General features: G+C 46.4%; 17 protein-coding genes. 8 read left to right on the forward strand and 9 right to left on the reverse strand.

Going from position 1 to position 17,020, the window contains the following annotated elements; genetic code table 11:
• Positions 1 to 70: 70 nt before the first annotated feature.
• The 4 genes from cobT to AWU77_RS11090 are packed head-to-tail and all read left to right on the forward strand — an operon-like array spanning position 71 to position 2,974.
• Positions 71 to 1,105 carry a nicotinate-nucleotide--dimethylbenzimidazole phosphoribosyltransferase gene (gene cobT, locus AWU77_RS11075; RefSeq protein ID WP_062063310.1) on the forward strand — a complete coding sequence of 345 codons (1,035 nt, stop codon included), beginning with the start codon at positions 71 to 73 and terminating at the stop codon, positions 1,103 to 1,105.
• Positions 1,102 to 1,851, forward strand: coding sequence for an adenosylcobinamide-GDP ribazoletransferase (locus tag AWU77_RS11080; protein WP_062063312.1), 750 nt, complete (start codon positions 1,102 to 1,104; stop codon positions 1,849 to 1,851). Before cobT ends, AWU77_RS11080 begins: the two co-directional genes overlap by 4 nt.
• Entirely contained in the window at positions 1,848 to 2,369 is a 522-nt protein-coding gene (cobU, locus tag AWU77_RS11085) for a bifunctional adenosylcobinamide kinase/adenosylcobinamide-phosphate guanylyltransferase (RefSeq protein WP_062063314.1), read from the forward strand. Before AWU77_RS11080 ends, cobU begins: the two co-directional genes overlap by 4 nt.
• Entirely contained in the window at positions 2,366 to 2,974 is a 609-nt protein-coding gene (locus AWU77_RS11090) for a histidine phosphatase family protein (RefSeq protein ID WP_062063316.1), read from the forward strand. The genes cobU and AWU77_RS11090 overlap by 4 nt, the downstream gene beginning before the upstream one ends.
• On the opposite strand, the gene AWU77_RS11095 is transcribed toward AWU77_RS11090, so the two are convergent.
• The 4 genes from AWU77_RS11095 to AWU77_RS11110 all read right to left on the reverse strand — a co-directional run bounded on the left by AWU77_RS11095 (position 2,971) and on the right by AWU77_RS11110 (position 4,509).
• Entirely contained in the window at positions 2,971 to 3,387 is a 417-nt protein-coding gene (locus AWU77_RS11095; protein WP_062063318.1) for a type II toxin-antitoxin system VapC family toxin, read from the reverse strand. The two genes, AWU77_RS11090 and AWU77_RS11095, sit on opposite strands and share 4 nt — an antisense overlap.
• Entirely contained in the window at positions 3,374 to 3,607 is a 234-nt protein-coding gene (locus tag AWU77_RS11100; RefSeq protein WP_062063321.1) for a hypothetical protein, read from the reverse strand. The genes AWU77_RS11095 and AWU77_RS11100 overlap by 14 nt, the downstream gene beginning before the upstream one ends.
• Positions 3,608 to 3,704: 97 nt before the next feature.
• A complete protein-coding gene (locus AWU77_RS11105) occupies positions 3,705 to 4,250 on the reverse strand; it encodes a hypothetical protein (RefSeq protein WP_062063323.1) in 546 nt (181 codons plus the stop codon).
• On the reverse strand, positions 4,222 to 4,509 hold the full coding sequence (locus AWU77_RS11110) for a DUF1778 domain-containing protein (RefSeq protein WP_062063325.1): 288 nt from the start codon (positions 4,507 to 4,509) through the stop codon (positions 4,222 to 4,224). The genes AWU77_RS11105 and AWU77_RS11110 overlap by 29 nt, the downstream gene beginning before the upstream one ends.
• Positions 4,510 to 4,690: 181 nt before the next feature.
• On the opposite strand from AWU77_RS11110, the gene AWU77_RS11115 reads away from it, so the two are divergent.
• From AWU77_RS11115 to AWU77_RS11125, 3 genes are read left to right on the forward strand one after another with little or no spacing between them, the layout of a single operon-like run.
• A complete protein-coding gene (locus tag AWU77_RS11115) occupies positions 4,691 to 6,091 on the forward strand; it encodes an MATE family efflux transporter (RefSeq protein ID WP_062063327.1) in 1,401 nt (466 codons plus the stop codon).
• A gap of 30 nt (positions 6,092 to 6,121) precedes the next feature.
• Positions 6,122 to 6,856 (forward strand): helix-turn-helix transcriptional regulator, encoded by a 735-nt coding sequence (locus AWU77_RS11120; RefSeq protein WP_062063329.1) that lies wholly within the window; start codon positions 6,122 to 6,124, stop codon positions 6,854 to 6,856.
• 25 nt (positions 6,857 to 6,881) lie between these two features.
• On the forward strand, positions 6,882 to 7,124 hold the full coding sequence (locus AWU77_RS11125) for a Rho-binding antiterminator (RefSeq protein WP_062063331.1): 243 nt from the start codon (positions 6,882 to 6,884) through the stop codon (positions 7,122 to 7,124).
• 82 nt (positions 7,125 to 7,206) lie between these two features.
• Here AWU77_RS11125 and AWU77_RS11130 read toward each other — a convergent pair whose 3' ends face one another.
• The 4 genes from AWU77_RS11130 to AWU77_RS11145 form a co-directional block, all read right to left on the reverse strand.
• Positions 7,207 to 9,060 (reverse strand): M2 family metallopeptidase, encoded by a 1,854-nt coding sequence (locus tag AWU77_RS11130; protein ID WP_152625339.1) that lies wholly within the window; start codon positions 9,058 to 9,060, stop codon positions 7,207 to 7,209.
• 18 nt (positions 9,061 to 9,078) lie between these two features.
• Entirely contained in the window at positions 9,079 to 10,854 is a 1,776-nt protein-coding gene (locus AWU77_RS11135) for a peptide MFS transporter (RefSeq protein ID WP_062063333.1), read from the reverse strand.
• Between the two features lie 189 nt (positions 10,855 to 11,043).
• Complete coding sequence (locus AWU77_RS11140; protein ID WP_062063335.1) at positions 11,044 to 13,728, reverse strand: TonB-dependent siderophore receptor; 2,685 nt, start codon at positions 13,726 to 13,728, stop codon at positions 11,044 to 11,046.
• 341 nt (positions 13,729 to 14,069) lie between these two features.
• On the reverse strand, positions 14,070 to 14,855 hold the full coding sequence (locus tag AWU77_RS11145; protein WP_062063337.1) for a TIGR01458 family HAD-type hydrolase: 786 nt from the start codon (positions 14,853 to 14,855) through the stop codon (positions 14,070 to 14,072).
• Between the two features lie 184 nt (positions 14,856 to 15,039).
• On the opposite strand from AWU77_RS11145, the gene hisC reads away from it, so the two are divergent.
• Complete coding sequence (gene hisC / locus AWU77_RS11150) at positions 15,040 to 16,092, forward strand: histidinol-phosphate transaminase (protein WP_062063340.1); 1,053 nt, start codon at positions 15,040 to 15,042, stop codon at positions 16,090 to 16,092.
• Positions 16,093 to 16,155: 63 nt separating this feature from the next.
• Here the strand turns inward: hisC and AWU77_RS11155 are convergent, their stop codons facing one another.
• A complete protein-coding gene (locus tag AWU77_RS11155; RefSeq protein WP_062063342.1) occupies positions 16,156 to 16,818 on the reverse strand; it encodes an STAS domain-containing protein in 663 nt (220 codons plus the stop codon).
• Positions 16,819 to 17,020 lie beyond the last annotated feature (202 nt).

The raw sequence follows: 17,020 nt of genomic DNA on the forward strand, positions 1-17,020 counted from the left end.
GACCCGATAACGGCGGCTAGACAACACCAGATATGGTAAGTTGCGCGGCCTCAGCAAAGGAAACTGAACAATGATATTTGACTGGCAAATAGCCCCGCTAAAACGTGATTTAATCCCTGGAATTCAGGAACGTATCGACCAAAAAACCAAACCCCTTGGCGCACTCGGCCAATTGGAACAACTCGCCCTGCAGATCGCTCTGGTGCAACAACGCAAGCGGCTCAGTATTGAACGGCCTTTGATGCTGGTATTTGCCGCCGATCACGGCATTGCCGATGAAGGTGTGAGCATCGCGCCCAGCAGCGTGACGCAACAAATGGTGCGCAACTTTTTAGCGGGCGGCGCGGCGATCAATTGTTTTTGCCGCACCAATCACATCCCACTCAAAGTGATTGATGCCGGCATTAAAGATGAAATTAAACCCGCGCCGTCTGCATTATTTATTCAGCGCATTGCGGCGGGCACACGCAACTTTGCCCACGAGCCGGCGATGACCTTAGAGCAAACCGAACGCGCACTTATTTTGGGTAAGGAATTTGCCGAAAGCGAAATCGCCGCCGGTTCAAATTTATTAGCCTTTGGTGAAATGGGCATAGGCAATAGCAGCTCTGCGGCAGCAATCCTCGCCGCGCTTAGCGATGCCCCCGTAGAAACCTGCGTCGGTTTAGGCACAGGTATTGATGAGGCGCAACTCGCCAAAAAAATCGCACTGGTTAGTCAGGCCGTCGCGCGAATTAAAGACAAATCGCCGCTCAATATTTTGTGTGAAGTCGGCGGTTTTGAAATCGCCCAAATCTGCGGCGCCATGCTCGCCACTGCACAGGCAGGCCGCTTGATTGTGGTGGATGGTTTTATTGTTACCGCGGCGGCTTTACTCGCAGTAAATATAAATCCGAACACACGCGACTATATGATTTTCGCCCACGAATCCGAAGAAGCCGGTCATCAATTAATGTTGCGTATGTTAGATGCAACACCTTTACTCAACCTCGGCATGCGTTTAGGCGAAGGCACGGGCGCCGCGCTTGCAATGCCACTGATCCAAGCTGCAGTGAGTTTTTACAATCAGATGGCCACCTTTGAAAGCGCCGGTGTGAAAGTGTGAAACAACAGCTCAATTTATTTTTTCTCGCACTCGGTTTTTTCAGCCGCATTCCCATGCCCGCGTGGATTGAATACTCGCCGGAAAATCTCAACCGCGCCAGCCGCTACTTCACACTTGTTGGTTGGTTATTGGGTGGTTTAGTCGCATTGGTTTTTATCGCGGCGGATTATCTTTTTTCCAATTCAATCAGCCTTTGGTTGGCGATGGCTTTTAGTTTATTACTCACCGGCGCCTTTCACGAAGACGGCCTTGCCGATACCGCCGACGGTTTTGGCGGTGCCTTTATGCGCGAGAAAAAACTCAGCATTATGAAAGACAGCCGCATAGGCACTTACGGTGCAACCGCATTGGTAATGGCGCTGTTAGGAAAATATGTGTTGCTCATTGAGAACACACAAATCGCACTGAGTATATTGATTGCCTATGCACTATCGCGCGCAGTTGCCGCAAGCTTGGCGTTTGATATGCGTTATGTGGCCGAGCAGGATGGCAGTAAAAGTAAACCACTGGCCAACAACCAATCGAAAACGGATTTGATTATTTTGTTAACCACTTGCCTACCGGTATTTTTTCTACTCCACTGGCAACAAGCGTTATTAATCATCGCCACATTGATTGTGATTCGCTACGCCGCAAAATATTATTTCCAAAAACAAATTGGCGGTTATACCGGCGATTGTTTAGGTGCGGCACAGCAGACTAGTGAACTGGTTATTTATGCTTTGTTAGTGGTGGCAATTCTATGATCACCTTAGTATTAGGCGGCGCCCGCTCAGGAAAATCGCGCATTGCACAAGCGCTGGCGAGCGCAAATCAATTACCCGTCGTTTATATCGCCACTGCTACTGCATTAGATGAAGAAATGGCTGCGCGGATTGAACATCATCAACACAATCGCCCCAGTGAATGGCGTGTGCGTGAATGCCCGTTAGATTTAGCCGCTGCGTTGCAAGAAGAAACGCAACACCCACAAACTATTTTGGTAGATTGTTTAACCCTGTGGCTAAACAACCAAATGTTTGAATATCCTGAACAAGATTTTTCTACACTGTTTAATGAACTGGTGAATAGCCTCAGTGCAAACAAGACTCAAGTGATTTTTGTCGCCAATGAAGTGGGGCTGGGAATAATTCCACTGGGCGAAATCAGCCGGAAATTTGTCGATGAAGCAGGCCGATTAAATCAACAGCTCGCACAGATCGCCGATAAGGTTTTATTTGTCGCCGCAGGTTTACCACTGACTTTAAAAGACACCACAAAATGACCGCCACTCTGATTACCTTGGTAAGGCACGGTAAAGTCGCAGGCCCAGCCGCTCTTTACGGCAAAACCGATATCCCACTCAGCACCGCAGGCCATAGCGATTTAACCCGCGTGCTGAATAATCTACACACGCAAAATCCCATCACCCAACTTATTAGCTCACCCAAAATTCGCTGTCTGCAAGTCGCACAAGAATTTTCCACGCAGCAGCACATCCCGCTGCAAACGGAAGACAACTTACAAGAAATGAATTTTGGTGTTTGGGATGGCATCCCGTTTGATGAGCTGGGCGATGAATGGAAAAATATCGAAGCCTTCTGGCATTCACCCGATTCCATGCAACCACCGCAAGGCGAATCACTCACCGAATTTGCCGCGCGAGTTATCGCAAGCTGGAACTTACTGATCAGGGATAATACACCGGGCCACAAGGTAATTATTTGCCACGGCGGCGTTATCCGTATTCTTATCGCCCACATACTGCATTTGGATTGGCGCAACGCAGCGTTATTCAAACAATTGCAGATTGATTACGCGAGTTGTACGCGGATTGAGATTGGAAATTATGAAAATGCATTGCCGGTGGTTAGGTGGATTGGAGCCTAACTGAAAGGATTTATGACTTTTACGCCCGTGGTTTTAAAATCTTCAATATTTCTCGTTACTACACACAAATCGTAAACAAGAGCAGTCGCAGCGATTTGCTTGTCTAATGCATTTTCATGATGAGGAACACGCAGGGCGCCCCACACCTGAGCCGCCTCCTGAGAAAATTCGAGAATGCATTCATCATATTCATCGAGAATAAGATTGAGCCATTGCTCCAACATTTGGCTTTGCACCGAATCACCCCGATGCCGAATTAATTCAATACCGCGACGCAGCTCACCGAGCGTGACAACACTAATGTACAAAGGTGTCCTGTTAAATACTGCCTGGTCAAAAAAATCCTTTACACCTTTATTGATATTCCCTTTCTTCCGCAGCTCACTGATGACATTGGTATCAATTAAATACATCGGGCGCGCCCTTATCCTGTACACGCTCAAAATCTGAATCTTGTCCAACTTCAGGAATAGAACGAAGCACATCCGCAAAACTTTTTTTGGCGGGACGCAACAATGCGCGCTCTAAAATTTTTCTGTGTTCAGCTTCTGCGCTAACACCTTCGAGACCGGCACGCGCCTTTAACGCTTGCACGATTGCATCATCAACATTGCGGACTATGAGATTTGCCATAACAACCCCCTGAGGTCATTTGATAACGAACAAATGATAGCATTGATATCAATCAGTCTCAAACTGCTTGTTTACCGGGAGTTAGGTAGTGGGCTACCTACAACAACGCAACAATAGATTGCATCGGTACAAACAGTCTTTTCGGGTTTCCGCTGAACTCGATAAAGAAATCAAATGACTTATAAAAATCCAAGGCCTCATCATCGATTGCATCCAACACAACACCAAAGGATGGAATCGCGTTTGGATTCGTTGAAATGCTGTAAGCATGTTGCAGTGCGGAGACCAAAGTTATTGCGCCGAGCCCTTGGCCCTGGTGCTGCTTGTTAACACCTAACTGCGCCAATAGGACGACAGGTGTCTCGAATCGGGGGAGCGATTTATTGGTTGGAATATTTTCAGGAGAGAGGGATTGATTGGCGAGAGTATAATATGCCGCAACACCTAATTTATCTGTTGTGCTCTGCCCCTCCCGCTGAAAGGGCAGGATGAAGGTTGCGCTTAGGCTTGATGCCATGTGCTTGGCGGCGAACCGGTGCAAAAACCGGTTGATTGGCTCTTTGCCACAATCAAACGTTTTTACATCTACCCGAGTGGTATTAAGGGGGACAAATTCAGATCTTTGTTTCAATCCAGATACCATCCTTTGCCATAGATTTTGCTACATCCTGTAATTTTGAACCCACCTTAGGGGGATTTTGGCAGGCTGCCATAAAGCGCTCAAAGTTCTCACTAGTAACCTTGAGTTCTGCATACTGAGAGAGGACTCGCGGGGCATCTTCGCGGATCAAATGGGTTAGATACGCCTTTATATTGGCGTAACCCGCCGCAGATGCCGCGCGTTCGGCGAGAATGCGCGTCTCTTCATCCCATTGAATTTCATAACGCTGTGCTTTGCTCATTAGCCACCTACTTATGCCGCCTTGATTGGCAGCCATTGAACAAGTATACGGATAAAACCCGTAAAAAGTAAAACACTAGCTATTTTTAACCCCATTCCATAGGCAGCCCTCTTTTTCCGCTAAAATCCCCGGCTTAGCCTTTCAGATACAACGCCCAACCGCCCCATACAACGGATACCCTGTGGAACTTTCAAACACTGACCAACCCCTTCCCGATCACAACCTAAGCCTTGTGCAGCGCACACTCATTGAGTGGAAACACCTCGCATTGCTGGGTATGCCGATTTTAATTGCGCAGCTGGCACAGATGGCTAATGGGGTAATTGATACGGTGATGGCCGGGCATGCCAGCGCGGAGGATTTGGCGGGTGTAGGCATAGGAACCAGTTTATGGGTGCCGGTGCTGCTCTTTTTTGTAGGGGTGCTGGGTGCGTTGCAACCGATTATTTCTGGCCACCTGGGTGCAGGCGATGTGCGCAAAATTATGCCCACAACTTGGCAGGGAATTTATATTGCGTTGGCCGCGATGGTGCTGATGATTTTATTGTTAGTGAACATACAGCCACTGCTCGCTCTTTTGAAATTAGATGCCACCACAATGGCCATAGCCGATGGTTATCTCAAAGCATTTTCCTGGGGTGTGCCTGCACTTTTGTTGTTAATCGCATTGCGGGGATTAACCGACGGCCTTGGTCATACACGGGTCATTATGGCGTTTTCACTACTCAGCACCTTGTTGAATCTACCGCTCAATTATATTTTTATTTACGGGTTTGATTTTCTTGTTTTCCAGCTCCCCGCAATGGGTGGTATCGGCTGCGGTTGGGCTACCAGCATTTCTAATTGGATTGCCACAATAGCGCTAATCATTTACCTGAACCGCAGTAATACCTATAAGAACTTTCATTTAGTGGGTGATTGGGTCGCAATCAATAAAAGCGAGATTAAAGATCTATTAACGCTCGGCTTGCCTATAGGCTTCACTCTTTTTGTTGAAGTCAGCATGTTTTGTATGATCGCTTTGTTTTTAGCACCGCTTGGCGCAACTACCGTTGCCAGCCACCAAATCGTATTAAATGCGACCTCCGTGTTTTTTATGCTGCCATTAAGTTTGGGTATGGCGCTCACCTTGCGTGTGAGTTTTTTAGTCGGCGCAAAAGATTATGACGAAGCGCGCCTGTTAGCACGCAGCTCACTGCTATTGGCCATTGGTATTAGCTGCGTTAACGCCCCGATTTTATTTTTTGGGCGCGATTATTTAGCGAGCCTTTATACCTCAGACCTAGCAGTACTCAGCATCGCTACAAAATTATTTATGCTTGCCGCCGTTTTCCAAATAGTCGATGTAATTCAAGTGACGATGATTAGCGTACAGCGCGGTTATAAAGACACTCAAATTCCCATGCTGATTATGTTGCTGTCGTTCTGGGGAATTTGTTTGCCGCTGGGCTATGTACTGACATTTGAGGATTGGCTCGGCGCTTCTATGGGTGCATCCGGTTTCTGGACGGCATTAATTGCCGGATTAAGTTGTGCAGCACTACTACTAACCCTGCGCATGTTTCGTTTTAAACCCAGCTGAACGAATTTATTAACTTATAGGGATGACACTGTGCCGCAAATTGCCTCTCTGCTAAACACGCTAAAAAAAGCACTCAAGGCTCACGGGCTAACCTATGCCGACATAGCACCAAAACTGGATTTGACCGAGGCCAGCGTCAAGCGCCTGTTCTCTGAGCAGGCCATTTCCCTCGCGCGGCTTGAACAGATTTGTCAGATCATGGGCATGGAAATTTCTGATCTGGTGCAAATGATGAATGAGCAGCAGCCGCGTTTGCAGCAACTCACGGCTGATCAAGAAGAGGAAATAGCACGGGATCTGGTTTTATTATTAATCACCGTGTGTGCGCTAAATCGCTGGAGCCTTGAGGATATAATCTCTTTTTACAACCTGAGCGAACCAATATGCATACAAAAACTGGCGCGGCTCGACAAGCTGAAAATAATTGAGTTACTGCCGAAAAATAAAATCAAATTACTGGTAGCCACCAATTTTAGCTGGCGCGAAAATGGCCCCATCCAACACTTTTTTCAGGAAAAAATTGCACAGGAATTTTTTAAACCAGCCCTTAACGACGATGACGAATGCCTGCTGGTCCTGAATGGTATGCTATCCCCTCAAAGCAACGGTGAATTCCAGCGCAAACTTAAAAAAATTGCCCGCGAATTTGATGACCTCAACAATCAAGACGCTGCCCTGCCCCTTGATAAACGTAACGGGGTGACGGTGGTAATGGCCATGCGCGATTGGAAATATGGTTTATTCAAACCTTTAATTCGCAGTTAGTGCCAAGCAGGCGAGGACTCTCTAAATGATCAGCTGCAACCAACACGATCATATTGAAATTGTGTGCATGTATCACTACCCGATTAAACTCACATTAAAGTCGGGTGACATCATTCAAGGCATTGCGCAAGACACACAGCGCAATGACCACCGCGATGAATGCATAAAGATTGATATGAATGGAGTTGAGCGGCTGGTTGTTTTGGAAGAGATAAAAACACTGGAAGTTACGGTGGATAATCCGCACTTGCAGAAAATTGGATTTTAATAACCACTGAATTATATTTGCTCTATAAAAAAGCGGCTGGAGTTTATCCAGCCGCTTTTTTATTTATTTTTTGTATGCTGTTTTACCAGCCGCAGGCCTGCCCTTGGTTTTCTTTTTCCAGCCATTGCATTAGCGGGGCGAAATAATCGATGATAGCGGAGCCGTCCATTTGGCGGGTGCCTATGGCCTCTTCCAAGACGTCTTGCCAGGGTTTGCTAGCACCGGCGGCGAGCATAGTTTGTAATTTTTTGCCCGCTTCTTTGCTGTTGTAAATTGAACATTCATGCAAAGGGCCTTTAAAACCAGCCGCATCGCATAGAGCCTTGTGAAATTGGAATTGCAAAATATGCGCAATGAAATAGCGGGTGTAAGGTACATTGGCGGCTATATGGTATTTTGCACCTGCGTCAAAATCTTGTTCTGTGCGTTCAACCGGTGGCGTAATGCCCTGATATTGCGTGCGTAATTCCCACCAAGCTTTGTTGTAATCTTCCGGTTTAATTTCACCAGAGAATACTTTCCAACGCCATTGATCCATTAGTTTTCCAAAAGGTAGAAAGGCAATTTTCCCGAGCGCCAATTTCATTTGTTGATTAATAACCGATTGCTCGTTAGCTTCAACGTTTTCAATTAAGCCGATTGCATTTAAGTAACCAGGCGTAATCGACAATACAATTGTATCGCCTATCGCTTCATGAAAGCCGTCGTTCGCGCCGTTTTGAAATAACATGGGTTTATCGTTATAAGCCAGATCATAATAAATATGGCCTAACTCGTGATGTATTGTTTCAAACTCTGTTTCGGTAGGCTCAACACATTGTTTGATGCGCACATCTTCTTTTGCATCCATCGTCCAGGCGCTTGCATGACAAACCACTTCGCGATCGCGCGGCTTGGTTAGCATGGATTTTTTCCAAAAACTGTCTGGCAGTGCGCGCAAGCCAAGTGAAGTAAAAAAGTTTTCCGCTATTTTGGTGATAGCAATCGCATCTTTGTTTTGTTTTACCAAGGCAGCGGTGATATCAAGATCGCCCACGCCGGGATAAGGCTCTACCAAATCGTAAATACCATCCCACTGCTGGCTCCACATATTGCCGAGCAGATGAGCGGGAATAGGTTTGTTTAGCGGTACTTTATCCTCGCCGTATTGTTTGGCAAGATCAGCGCGCACCTTGCAATGCAACGCCTTATATAAGGGTTCTACTTGTTGCCACAAGCGCTCCACTTCGTTTTCAAATTCGTTGGTGGGCATGTCGTAGCCAGACTTCCATGACGCACCTAAATCACCAAAACCATAAGCACGCGCGCCGCTATTGGCAATCTCAACGTAACGCTGATAGTCGTTGCGATAAGCGCGTGCAATACTGTGCCAACCCGTCCAGGCATCTACCAGCTCGTTGTAATCGCGGCTTTTGGCGAGCACATCGGAAAGCTGATTTAAATCGCGGCAGTTTTTTTCATCGCTGGTGTTAGCGCCTTCTGGTTTGCAATATTTTCCGGCACCGTAAACTCCTTCCATATGAGTCCCAATACGCGCAAGTTCTGCGCGCGCTTCAGGTGTATCGGGTGGCAATAATGTTTTGCCTTGGGTCATATTGATATAAGCTTTTTTTGTAGCCGCTGACATAGGCGCATCTTTGTAGTGGCGCGCCTCTGCCAGCAACTCTTTTTCCATCGCCATCCATTTTTCATTGGACTTGGTGGCCAGTAGCGCTGAATCATCATTCAGGTAAGTAACATAAACCCACTGGGCTGCGTTGTACTCGTAATAATTATCGAGATAGGTTTTATTAACACTGGCGATAAATTCATCTGCCGATTTTACAGCAGGGGCCGCAGCAACCTCACTGGTTGACGGTGCTTTACTGCAGCCACTCAGACAAAAGAGCGCAATCGCTGAATATAAAAAACCGCGTAAGCCCATATAATTTTTCATAATTTATCCCGTCAATAATTACTTGATTCCGCCCATGCCTTTTTTCAGCAACGGAGAAATAACCAACATAAAAATTCCGAAACCTATACCGAGCCACATTAAGAATTCGAATAATTCAGTGTAAGTGGCCAACATACCAGCGATATCCGTTTTATCCGAAGCATTGATTGATGCCCATTTAGAAATACGGGTTACCAAGGTTTCCGATAATGCAGTTGCAACAAACCAGGTTCCCATACTGACACTGACTACGCGCGGAAGAGATAATTTTGTCACTGCGGAAAGACCAATCGGCGAAATACACAACTCTCCTGCACTGTGACTAAAATATGCCAGCACCATCCAGATTGCCGCTACTTTGCCTGCCTCGTTCGGAAATTGCGCGCCCAATACAAGGGCCGCAAAACCGGTGCCCGCCAATATGATTCCCAACGAAAATTTAACGGGAGTGGAAGGATTTAAACCACGCGCATCCAGCCAGGGCCAAAGTAACGCAAAAGGAATCGCCAATAGCATGATAAACATGGCATTAAGTGCGGCGAATTGACTTGCAACTATAGTGACCCCAAACACTTCACGGTCCAAAACCCGGTCGGTAAATAATGTCATGGAGGCGGCCGATTGCTCGAACAAAGACCAGAAAACAATGGCGGAAAGAATCATCACCATTAACACTAAGGTGCGGGTAAATTCGACACTGCGATAGCGAACAAAACCGTAGGCGATAAATCCAAGCAGACAGATAATACTGAAATACAACCAGTACTCTGTTGCATTTTCAGATAACTGAATAACATTATTTTGAGTTAATACACTGCCGACGCCGATTAAAATTACCACTGCCGCCAAGAGAAAAACCGATTTTTGTGATTGCCATGGATTAGCGTGAATCATTGAATAAGCAAGAATGCCAACAATACCCAAGAGTAAAAAAATATTTTGCGTGATATGTACCACCGGCTCACTTTGCACTAACCACCAAACAACCGGTAGTGCGGCCAAACTCCCCAGATAAATCCACCACTCTTGCTTAATGCCTGCACGCTTTGCCTTTAACCATTCGGGATTGGGTGACTCGGTATACTCCTTGATATAACGCTGACCATACACAAACACCAACATCCCGATGATCATACCTACCCCGGCAAGACCAAAACCGTATTTCCAACCGTAGGTTTCGCCCAGCCAACCACAGAGTAAAATCGCAATTAATGAACCAACATTAATGCCCATATAAAACAATGTGAAGGCGGAATCCCGACGCGGATCATTAGGAGCATAAAGCTGTCCCACAATTACCGAAATATTTGGCTTTAAAAAACCGACACCGACTACGATAAATGCAATCGCTAAATAAAAAATATTTAATGCTGCAGTGTCTTGAATAGTAATTTCAGATGAAAGCAATGTACCAGACGGCAAAACCTCGCCTGTGGCGAGCGTTAAAGATTCAGCGAGCAAAGTGCCCGCAGGGTAATACACCGCTTGCTGCCCTTCAAACGCCATTAAAAAATGGCCTATACACAAAATAATTGCACCAAATAATACCGCCCGGCGTGTACCTAAATAACGGTCGGCAATCAAACCACCTATCATCGGCATTGCATAAACCAAGCCCGCATAGGCACCGAGAATATCCAAGCCTGCACCATCGGAAAATAAATGATACTTAGTGAGATACAACAGCAGAATGTACTTCATCCCGTAAAAAGAAAAGCGCTCCCACATTTCGGTCGCAAAACATACATACAGGCCTTTGGGGTGGCCGAGAAACTCGCCGCTAGTTCTATTCATATGGACAACTTTTTTATTGATTTTACGAAAGAGGATGTACCAACCGTAATACAACTTCTCACAAGCCATATAAGGTTGTAGCGATCATACGCTGTTTGCCTGCCATATAAAACGCACGTGTTTGACTTACACGTGCGTTTCTATGTTGCAGCTCAAGCGAAAAATATTAACCGCTCTTGATTAAATAGACTAAATTTTTAAACTGTACTCAACGTAGACAACACGCCCGGTATTATCGTAAAGATCATAGTGCGGCTCTTCGTATAATCCGTTGCGATCAAACACTGGATCTTCATCCGTTAAGTTGGTTGCGCCGACTTTTACCTTACCCCAACCCTCTGCATCAAAGGTATAGGCTGCATTTAGGGTCGTCCAGCTTTTTAGGTCTTTATTGCTGGTCGCTAAATAAGCATCGCCGGAATCAGTGAACGCAATAAAATCTTGCTGGGAAGATGCGCCGATATAATCGACAATAATATCGATTGAATGCTGCTCCAAACTCCAACCAAGCGCTAATTGGGAGCGCATATCCGGCTGTAAATTAAAACCCGCAGTATCTTGCAAAGGACCACTAAAATAGCCGGGTTCTTTGTAGTCCAAGGTATGCGCAACAAACAGTTCAGAAGTGAAACGCCCTACGCCTGTATCAATACCCGCTTTTATTTGTAAATCCAATCCTGATGTTGAGAGTTCACCGTTATTGACGTAGGCGCTATGAACAATAGGTTTGCCACCGCTGCGATCAACATACGTATTGCTTGCAGGATCAAATGGGTAACCCGCCACTTCGGCATAAAATACATCTTGCGTGACCGGCTGGATAATAACGTTGCTAATATCGACCGCCCAATAGCTTAAATCGACTGAGAAGTCATCACTGACTTGCCAATTGCCACCCAAGCTAAATGAATCAGATTTTTCTGCATCCAAATTTTCATTGCTGTAAAAATAGGTATCAATTTGAGTACTGGAACAATCCTCTGGCGCAATATTATTTTTAGCGCAGGTAAATTGATCGGATGCAGTTTCGGCAGAAAATGCGGTAGCGCCGTAGATCTCATCCAAACCTGGAGCGCGAAATCCGCGCCCAATACGCGAGCGCAACACCAGCGAGTCAGTCACCTGCCAAGTGGCCGCAATAGTAGGTGAAGTGGCTGAACCAAAATCGCTGTATGAGTCGTAGCGAACGGCGGCATTCAATTCAATTGCGTCGCTAACCGGGATTACCGTCTCGGCAAATAATGCCGAAATATCGCGATCACCACGCGCTGAATTGCCGGAACTTCCGCCAACAAATCCGCCCTCTGATGCACGATCATAATTATTTTCATAGTCCAGCGAAATTTCTTCCGCACCGACCAGCGCCAGTACGTCGCCAGCGCCAAACCAATCGCCAATACCAAATTGTAATTGGCCATAAAACTTCATCATTTCACTCAGGTTATCTTGCGTGGTTAAGGCGCTCATCGCCTGTGCGCCCTCTTCCGAAAAAGGATCGATGCCCTGATTCATCACATAATCAAGACCGGTATAAGACAAATAATATTTTCCATATTCTTTTGCGTCGTAGCGGCTATTTTGCACATAGATTTCATAGCTCACTTCATCCGTCAAATCGCCACGCAAACCAAACGTGGTATCAAACTGTGTATCGGTGGTGAAATTATCGCGTAGCCCAACATTGGTCCAGCGGTAGTAACCCGTCAGCTCATAATTATCGCCAATCAACCCCTGCTGCTTTAACGCATCTATATCGTAGGGAACATCTTTATAATCGGCTGGCATTTCATCCCACGTAGCCGCAGGCGGTGCAAAACGCCCAAATGATTCAACGCGCGAAATAATTGAACGGGCATAAAATTCGGTGGAATCATTTACATCGTAAGTGTAATTGACATACACATTGGTTTTGTCCAATTCAGCTTTGTTGGCGGAAACATCGGCAAAGCCATACATACAATAGGTGTTTTCATTCAGATTAGAATCTGCACCCCAGTCAATATCGGCATCCACTACACCGAGAAAACCATCACCTGCGGCACAACCATTTGCCGCTTTAATCCGGTCATAACCTGTGTCTGGATCATAAATGGCAATTGATTTGCCGTAGATTGAATAGCCAATAGTATCCACATAGGCATCGATCACGCCGTCGCCGTCAACATCACGGGTTTTCGGCGCGGTGTAGCTGCGGTCGCGATCAAAAATAGGATCACGCATACTCTTTTCAATGGCAAAGGTGAGATTGCTGTTATCGCTATCGACACCGGCCAATAAGCTTGCCGTAAATTCACTGCCGTCATCGCGCGAGCGATCGCCGCCGCGTATTTTAAATTCCACTCCGTCAAAATTTTCACGCAGATGCATATTCACAACGCCCGCAACTGCATCAGAACCGTAAACTGCAGAAGCGCCGTCGGCCAAGACCTCAACCCGTTCCACTGCAGCCATAGGCACCATATTAATATTGGTTGTTGCGGCACCTAAATTCGGCGAGCCCACCATGCGCCGACCATCAAGCATGACTAATGTGCGGAAGTCTTCCAAGCCACGCAGATTTATCGTTGCGTTGGACTGCGCAGAACTGCCCGACCGCTCGCTGAATGACCCAAAGGAATTGAGCGGAGAATTGCGCAACACATCGGCTATGGTTAGTGAACCTAACGCGTCGATTTGCTGGCGTTCAATTTGAACTACCTGTCCACCATTTTGGTAATTGCTGCGTTTAATACGCGAACCGGTAACCAAGGTTTCTTCGATATTGTCGTCAGCCGCTGGTTGTGCAGAAACCGGCACAGTCACACTCATCAACAAGCTCGCGACGCCTAATGTAATAAATTGAACACTTAAGGATAACGGATGCTTTTTATTCATTTACTCACTCCCAGTAGTAACTAATTAAATATCTTATACACACACTTAAACCTGCCCCCTAACACACTGCTGAATATGTTGGTCTGGATCAAACAAAAACGGTATTTTGGCAAATGCGGCTTTCATGCCAAGTAGCGGCTATACAATAAACACAGTTAATTACCCATGAATTTTGTGCTCGAGTCTAGCTATTACTGGGGGTAAGGATTGAATTAGTGATCCAGATCTCTTTATGTTTTTGTCGTAATCTTGAAAAACAAGTTTAGTGGAAGTTTTTGATTGCACCAGAATGCATCAAAGTAATGCCCGGCAAAAATTATGCGCGAGCCAAAATCGTGCGCTCAGGCTATGACACTCAATAGGTTAGCAATTGATGGAACAAGATAATCTGGCGCGACTGCAGACTGCTCAAAGTAAGCTCGACGAAATTTTCCAGTTTCAACCAGACAACCTTTTATTCCAATTAGTTGGGCACCACCAACATCGCTGTCAATATCATCGCCAACCATTAGTGCATCCTCTGCACTTACCATCGCAGAATCCAGCACTCGCTGATAAAAATCACGGTTAGGCTTACCCATCACCCGGGCATTTTTGCTGCTGACATATTCAAGGCCCGCAACAAAAAAACCTATATCAGCTTTAAGGCCATCTTCGGTTTGCCAGAAACGATTTTTATGCAGCGCAATTAACTCCGCACCGCCATGTATCACGTTAAACAGACGATTGATCAGGCTTAAATCCCATGCATCGCCAATATCACCTAGAACGACATAATCCGGTTTTTTTTCATCCCAGCTAAATTCGGAAAAATCCAATTTGATACTATCGGCCACCACCGGCCATATACGCACCGGGCGACGCAATTGTTGCTGCAAACTCAACAACTCCAATTTTGCACCAACAGGCGCACTGATCAGCTCGTCCTCCTCCAACGTAAACCCCATCACACGCAACTGAGCGACTAACTCATCCTGAGGCTTGGTTGTGGTATTGGTGAGAAAGCGCAAGCTTATGCCGCGTTCACGCAACTGCTTGATGCACTCTATCGCGCCGGGAATTGGCTGCTTGCCTACATACAGAGTACCGTCCAGATCCAGCATAATTAATTTCGGCGTTCGACTCATAGTAGCGTCCTTTGTTTACTCGAATTGCAGTGTGTCTGTTAAGTGTAGCTCCCAGCTAACCCACCCTGTTCTGAACCAGCAATAAATATTCCATCAACACCGGAAAACCAGTAGAAGGATAGGAACAGCGCGTGGCACAGCGTATACTGCCCACCCGTTTTAATGCGTGCCGAGAGGAGCAAACATGTCGAAGTTTTGGAGTCAGGTGGTGCGTGAACTGGAGCCCTATGTGCCCGGTGAACAGCCACAAATTGATGGTTTGATCAAGTTGAACACCAACGAGAGCCCCTACCCGCCCTCGCCCAAAGTGATCGACGTAATCAACCATGACGCCATCGACCGTTTGCGTCTTTACCCGGATCCCAACTCGAAAAGACTGAAAAACACCATCGCCAACTACTACAATGTCACGGCAGAGCAAGTGTTTGTCGGCAATGGTTCAGATGAGGTGCTGGGGCTATTATTTATGGCCTTTTTCCAGCAGGACAAACCGCTGTTGTTCCCCGATATCAGCTACAGCTTTTATCCGGTCTATTGCAAATTATTTGGCATCACCGCACACACTATTCCGACGCGCGATGATTACACGATTAACTTTTCTGATTACGCAATTGCCAACGGCGGCATTATTTTCCCCAACCCCAATGCACCCACAGCGATTGGCAAACCGCTCGCAGACATTGAAGCCTTGCTGCAAAACAACACTGAGTCGGTGGTGGTAGTCGATGAAGCCTACGTGGATTTTGGTGCGGAAACGGCGATTGCGCTAGTCGATAAATACCCCAATCTGCTAGTGGTGCAAACCTTGTCAAAATCCCGCTCACTTGCGGGTATGCGCGTAGGTTTTGCAGTTGGCAATAAAGATTTAATCGACGCATTAGATCGGGTTAAGAATTCATTCAATTCTTATCCACTGGATCGCTTGGCAGAAGCAGCGACTATAGTTGCGTTTGAAGATGATGCCTACTTCAAAAGCTGTCGCGATAAAATTATCGCCACGCGCGATTGGACAGTAAGCGAACTGGATAAACTCGGTTTCAAAAGCCTGCCATCACAAGCCAATTTTGTTTTCACCGAACCGGTAGGAAAAAATGCGGCTGAAGTTGCACAGTATTTGCGCGACCACAAAATTCTAGTGCGCTATTTTAACAAACCACGTATCAATCAATTTTTGCGCATTACCATCGGCACCGATACCGAAATGCAGGCGCTGATTGGGGTTTTAAAAACACTGTAGCGCTCATTGAAAACAGACAAAAAAGCCCGAGCAATTCGGGCTTTTTTTGCAGATGGGCAGGATTTATTTAGGCGGTAAAATGTGTGCGCTTTCAATTGCAAAATATTTATCCATTCCCGTCCACTGCAGCAGCTGAGTCACCTCTTTATTGCAATTACACAATTTAATGGCATCGCGTACCGAGCCTTTGCGCTCTTTGAATAACAGTAGCATCCCCAAGCCCGTTAAACTTAATGCCGGAGTTTCGCTCAGGTTAAACTCGAACTCCTTGATATCGGCAGATTCAGGGTCATTTAGCAACCGGCTCCACTCCTTGCGCAAATCGTTATCGATATTGCCGTAGATACTCACACGCAGACCGCGCCCATTGTTAATCCGCACCCAATCCATACTGGCTGCATCTGAAAAGGTCACGGCTGAAGATGACGACGGCTTGGCGGGCGCTGTTTTTTTTGTGGGGGCGGCCGACTTTACACCAGGTTTAATCGGCACATGGGCACGCGGCATTGCTATAGAAGCATGGGCGGCAGCAGTAGGCGGTGTTAAAGGCTTGGGTTTGGATTTATCGGCCCAACCATCAGGCACCACATCATCCCAACTGCTTTCTACCTTGCCATTGCCGATTACATCATCGATCACCCGCCCTTCCGTGCGCTTGACGCGAGCCTGCTCATCATCGGCGCGAACAACTTTTTGTTCACCCACAAAAGGAACAAGATGGCGCATGTGATTCCCCTGAAGTGCCATTAATTATCAATGTAATTTTAGTGCAGAGTTACGCAAACGCGAGCCCAACTGCGCTTGTCACTCTATGATCGCTCAGTGTCTGTGCCTATTTTTTACTCATTCTTATGAAAACATATTATTGGCACACTTTTCATCATTATCGCAAAATGCCTCCATCCATTGGGAATTTTGGAAACATTGG

Origin of the sequence: Cellvibrio sp. OA-2007 (assembly GCF_000953825.1) — a bacterium.
Classification (GTDB): domain Bacteria; phylum Pseudomonadota; class Gammaproteobacteria; order Pseudomonadales; family Cellvibrionaceae; genus Cellvibrio.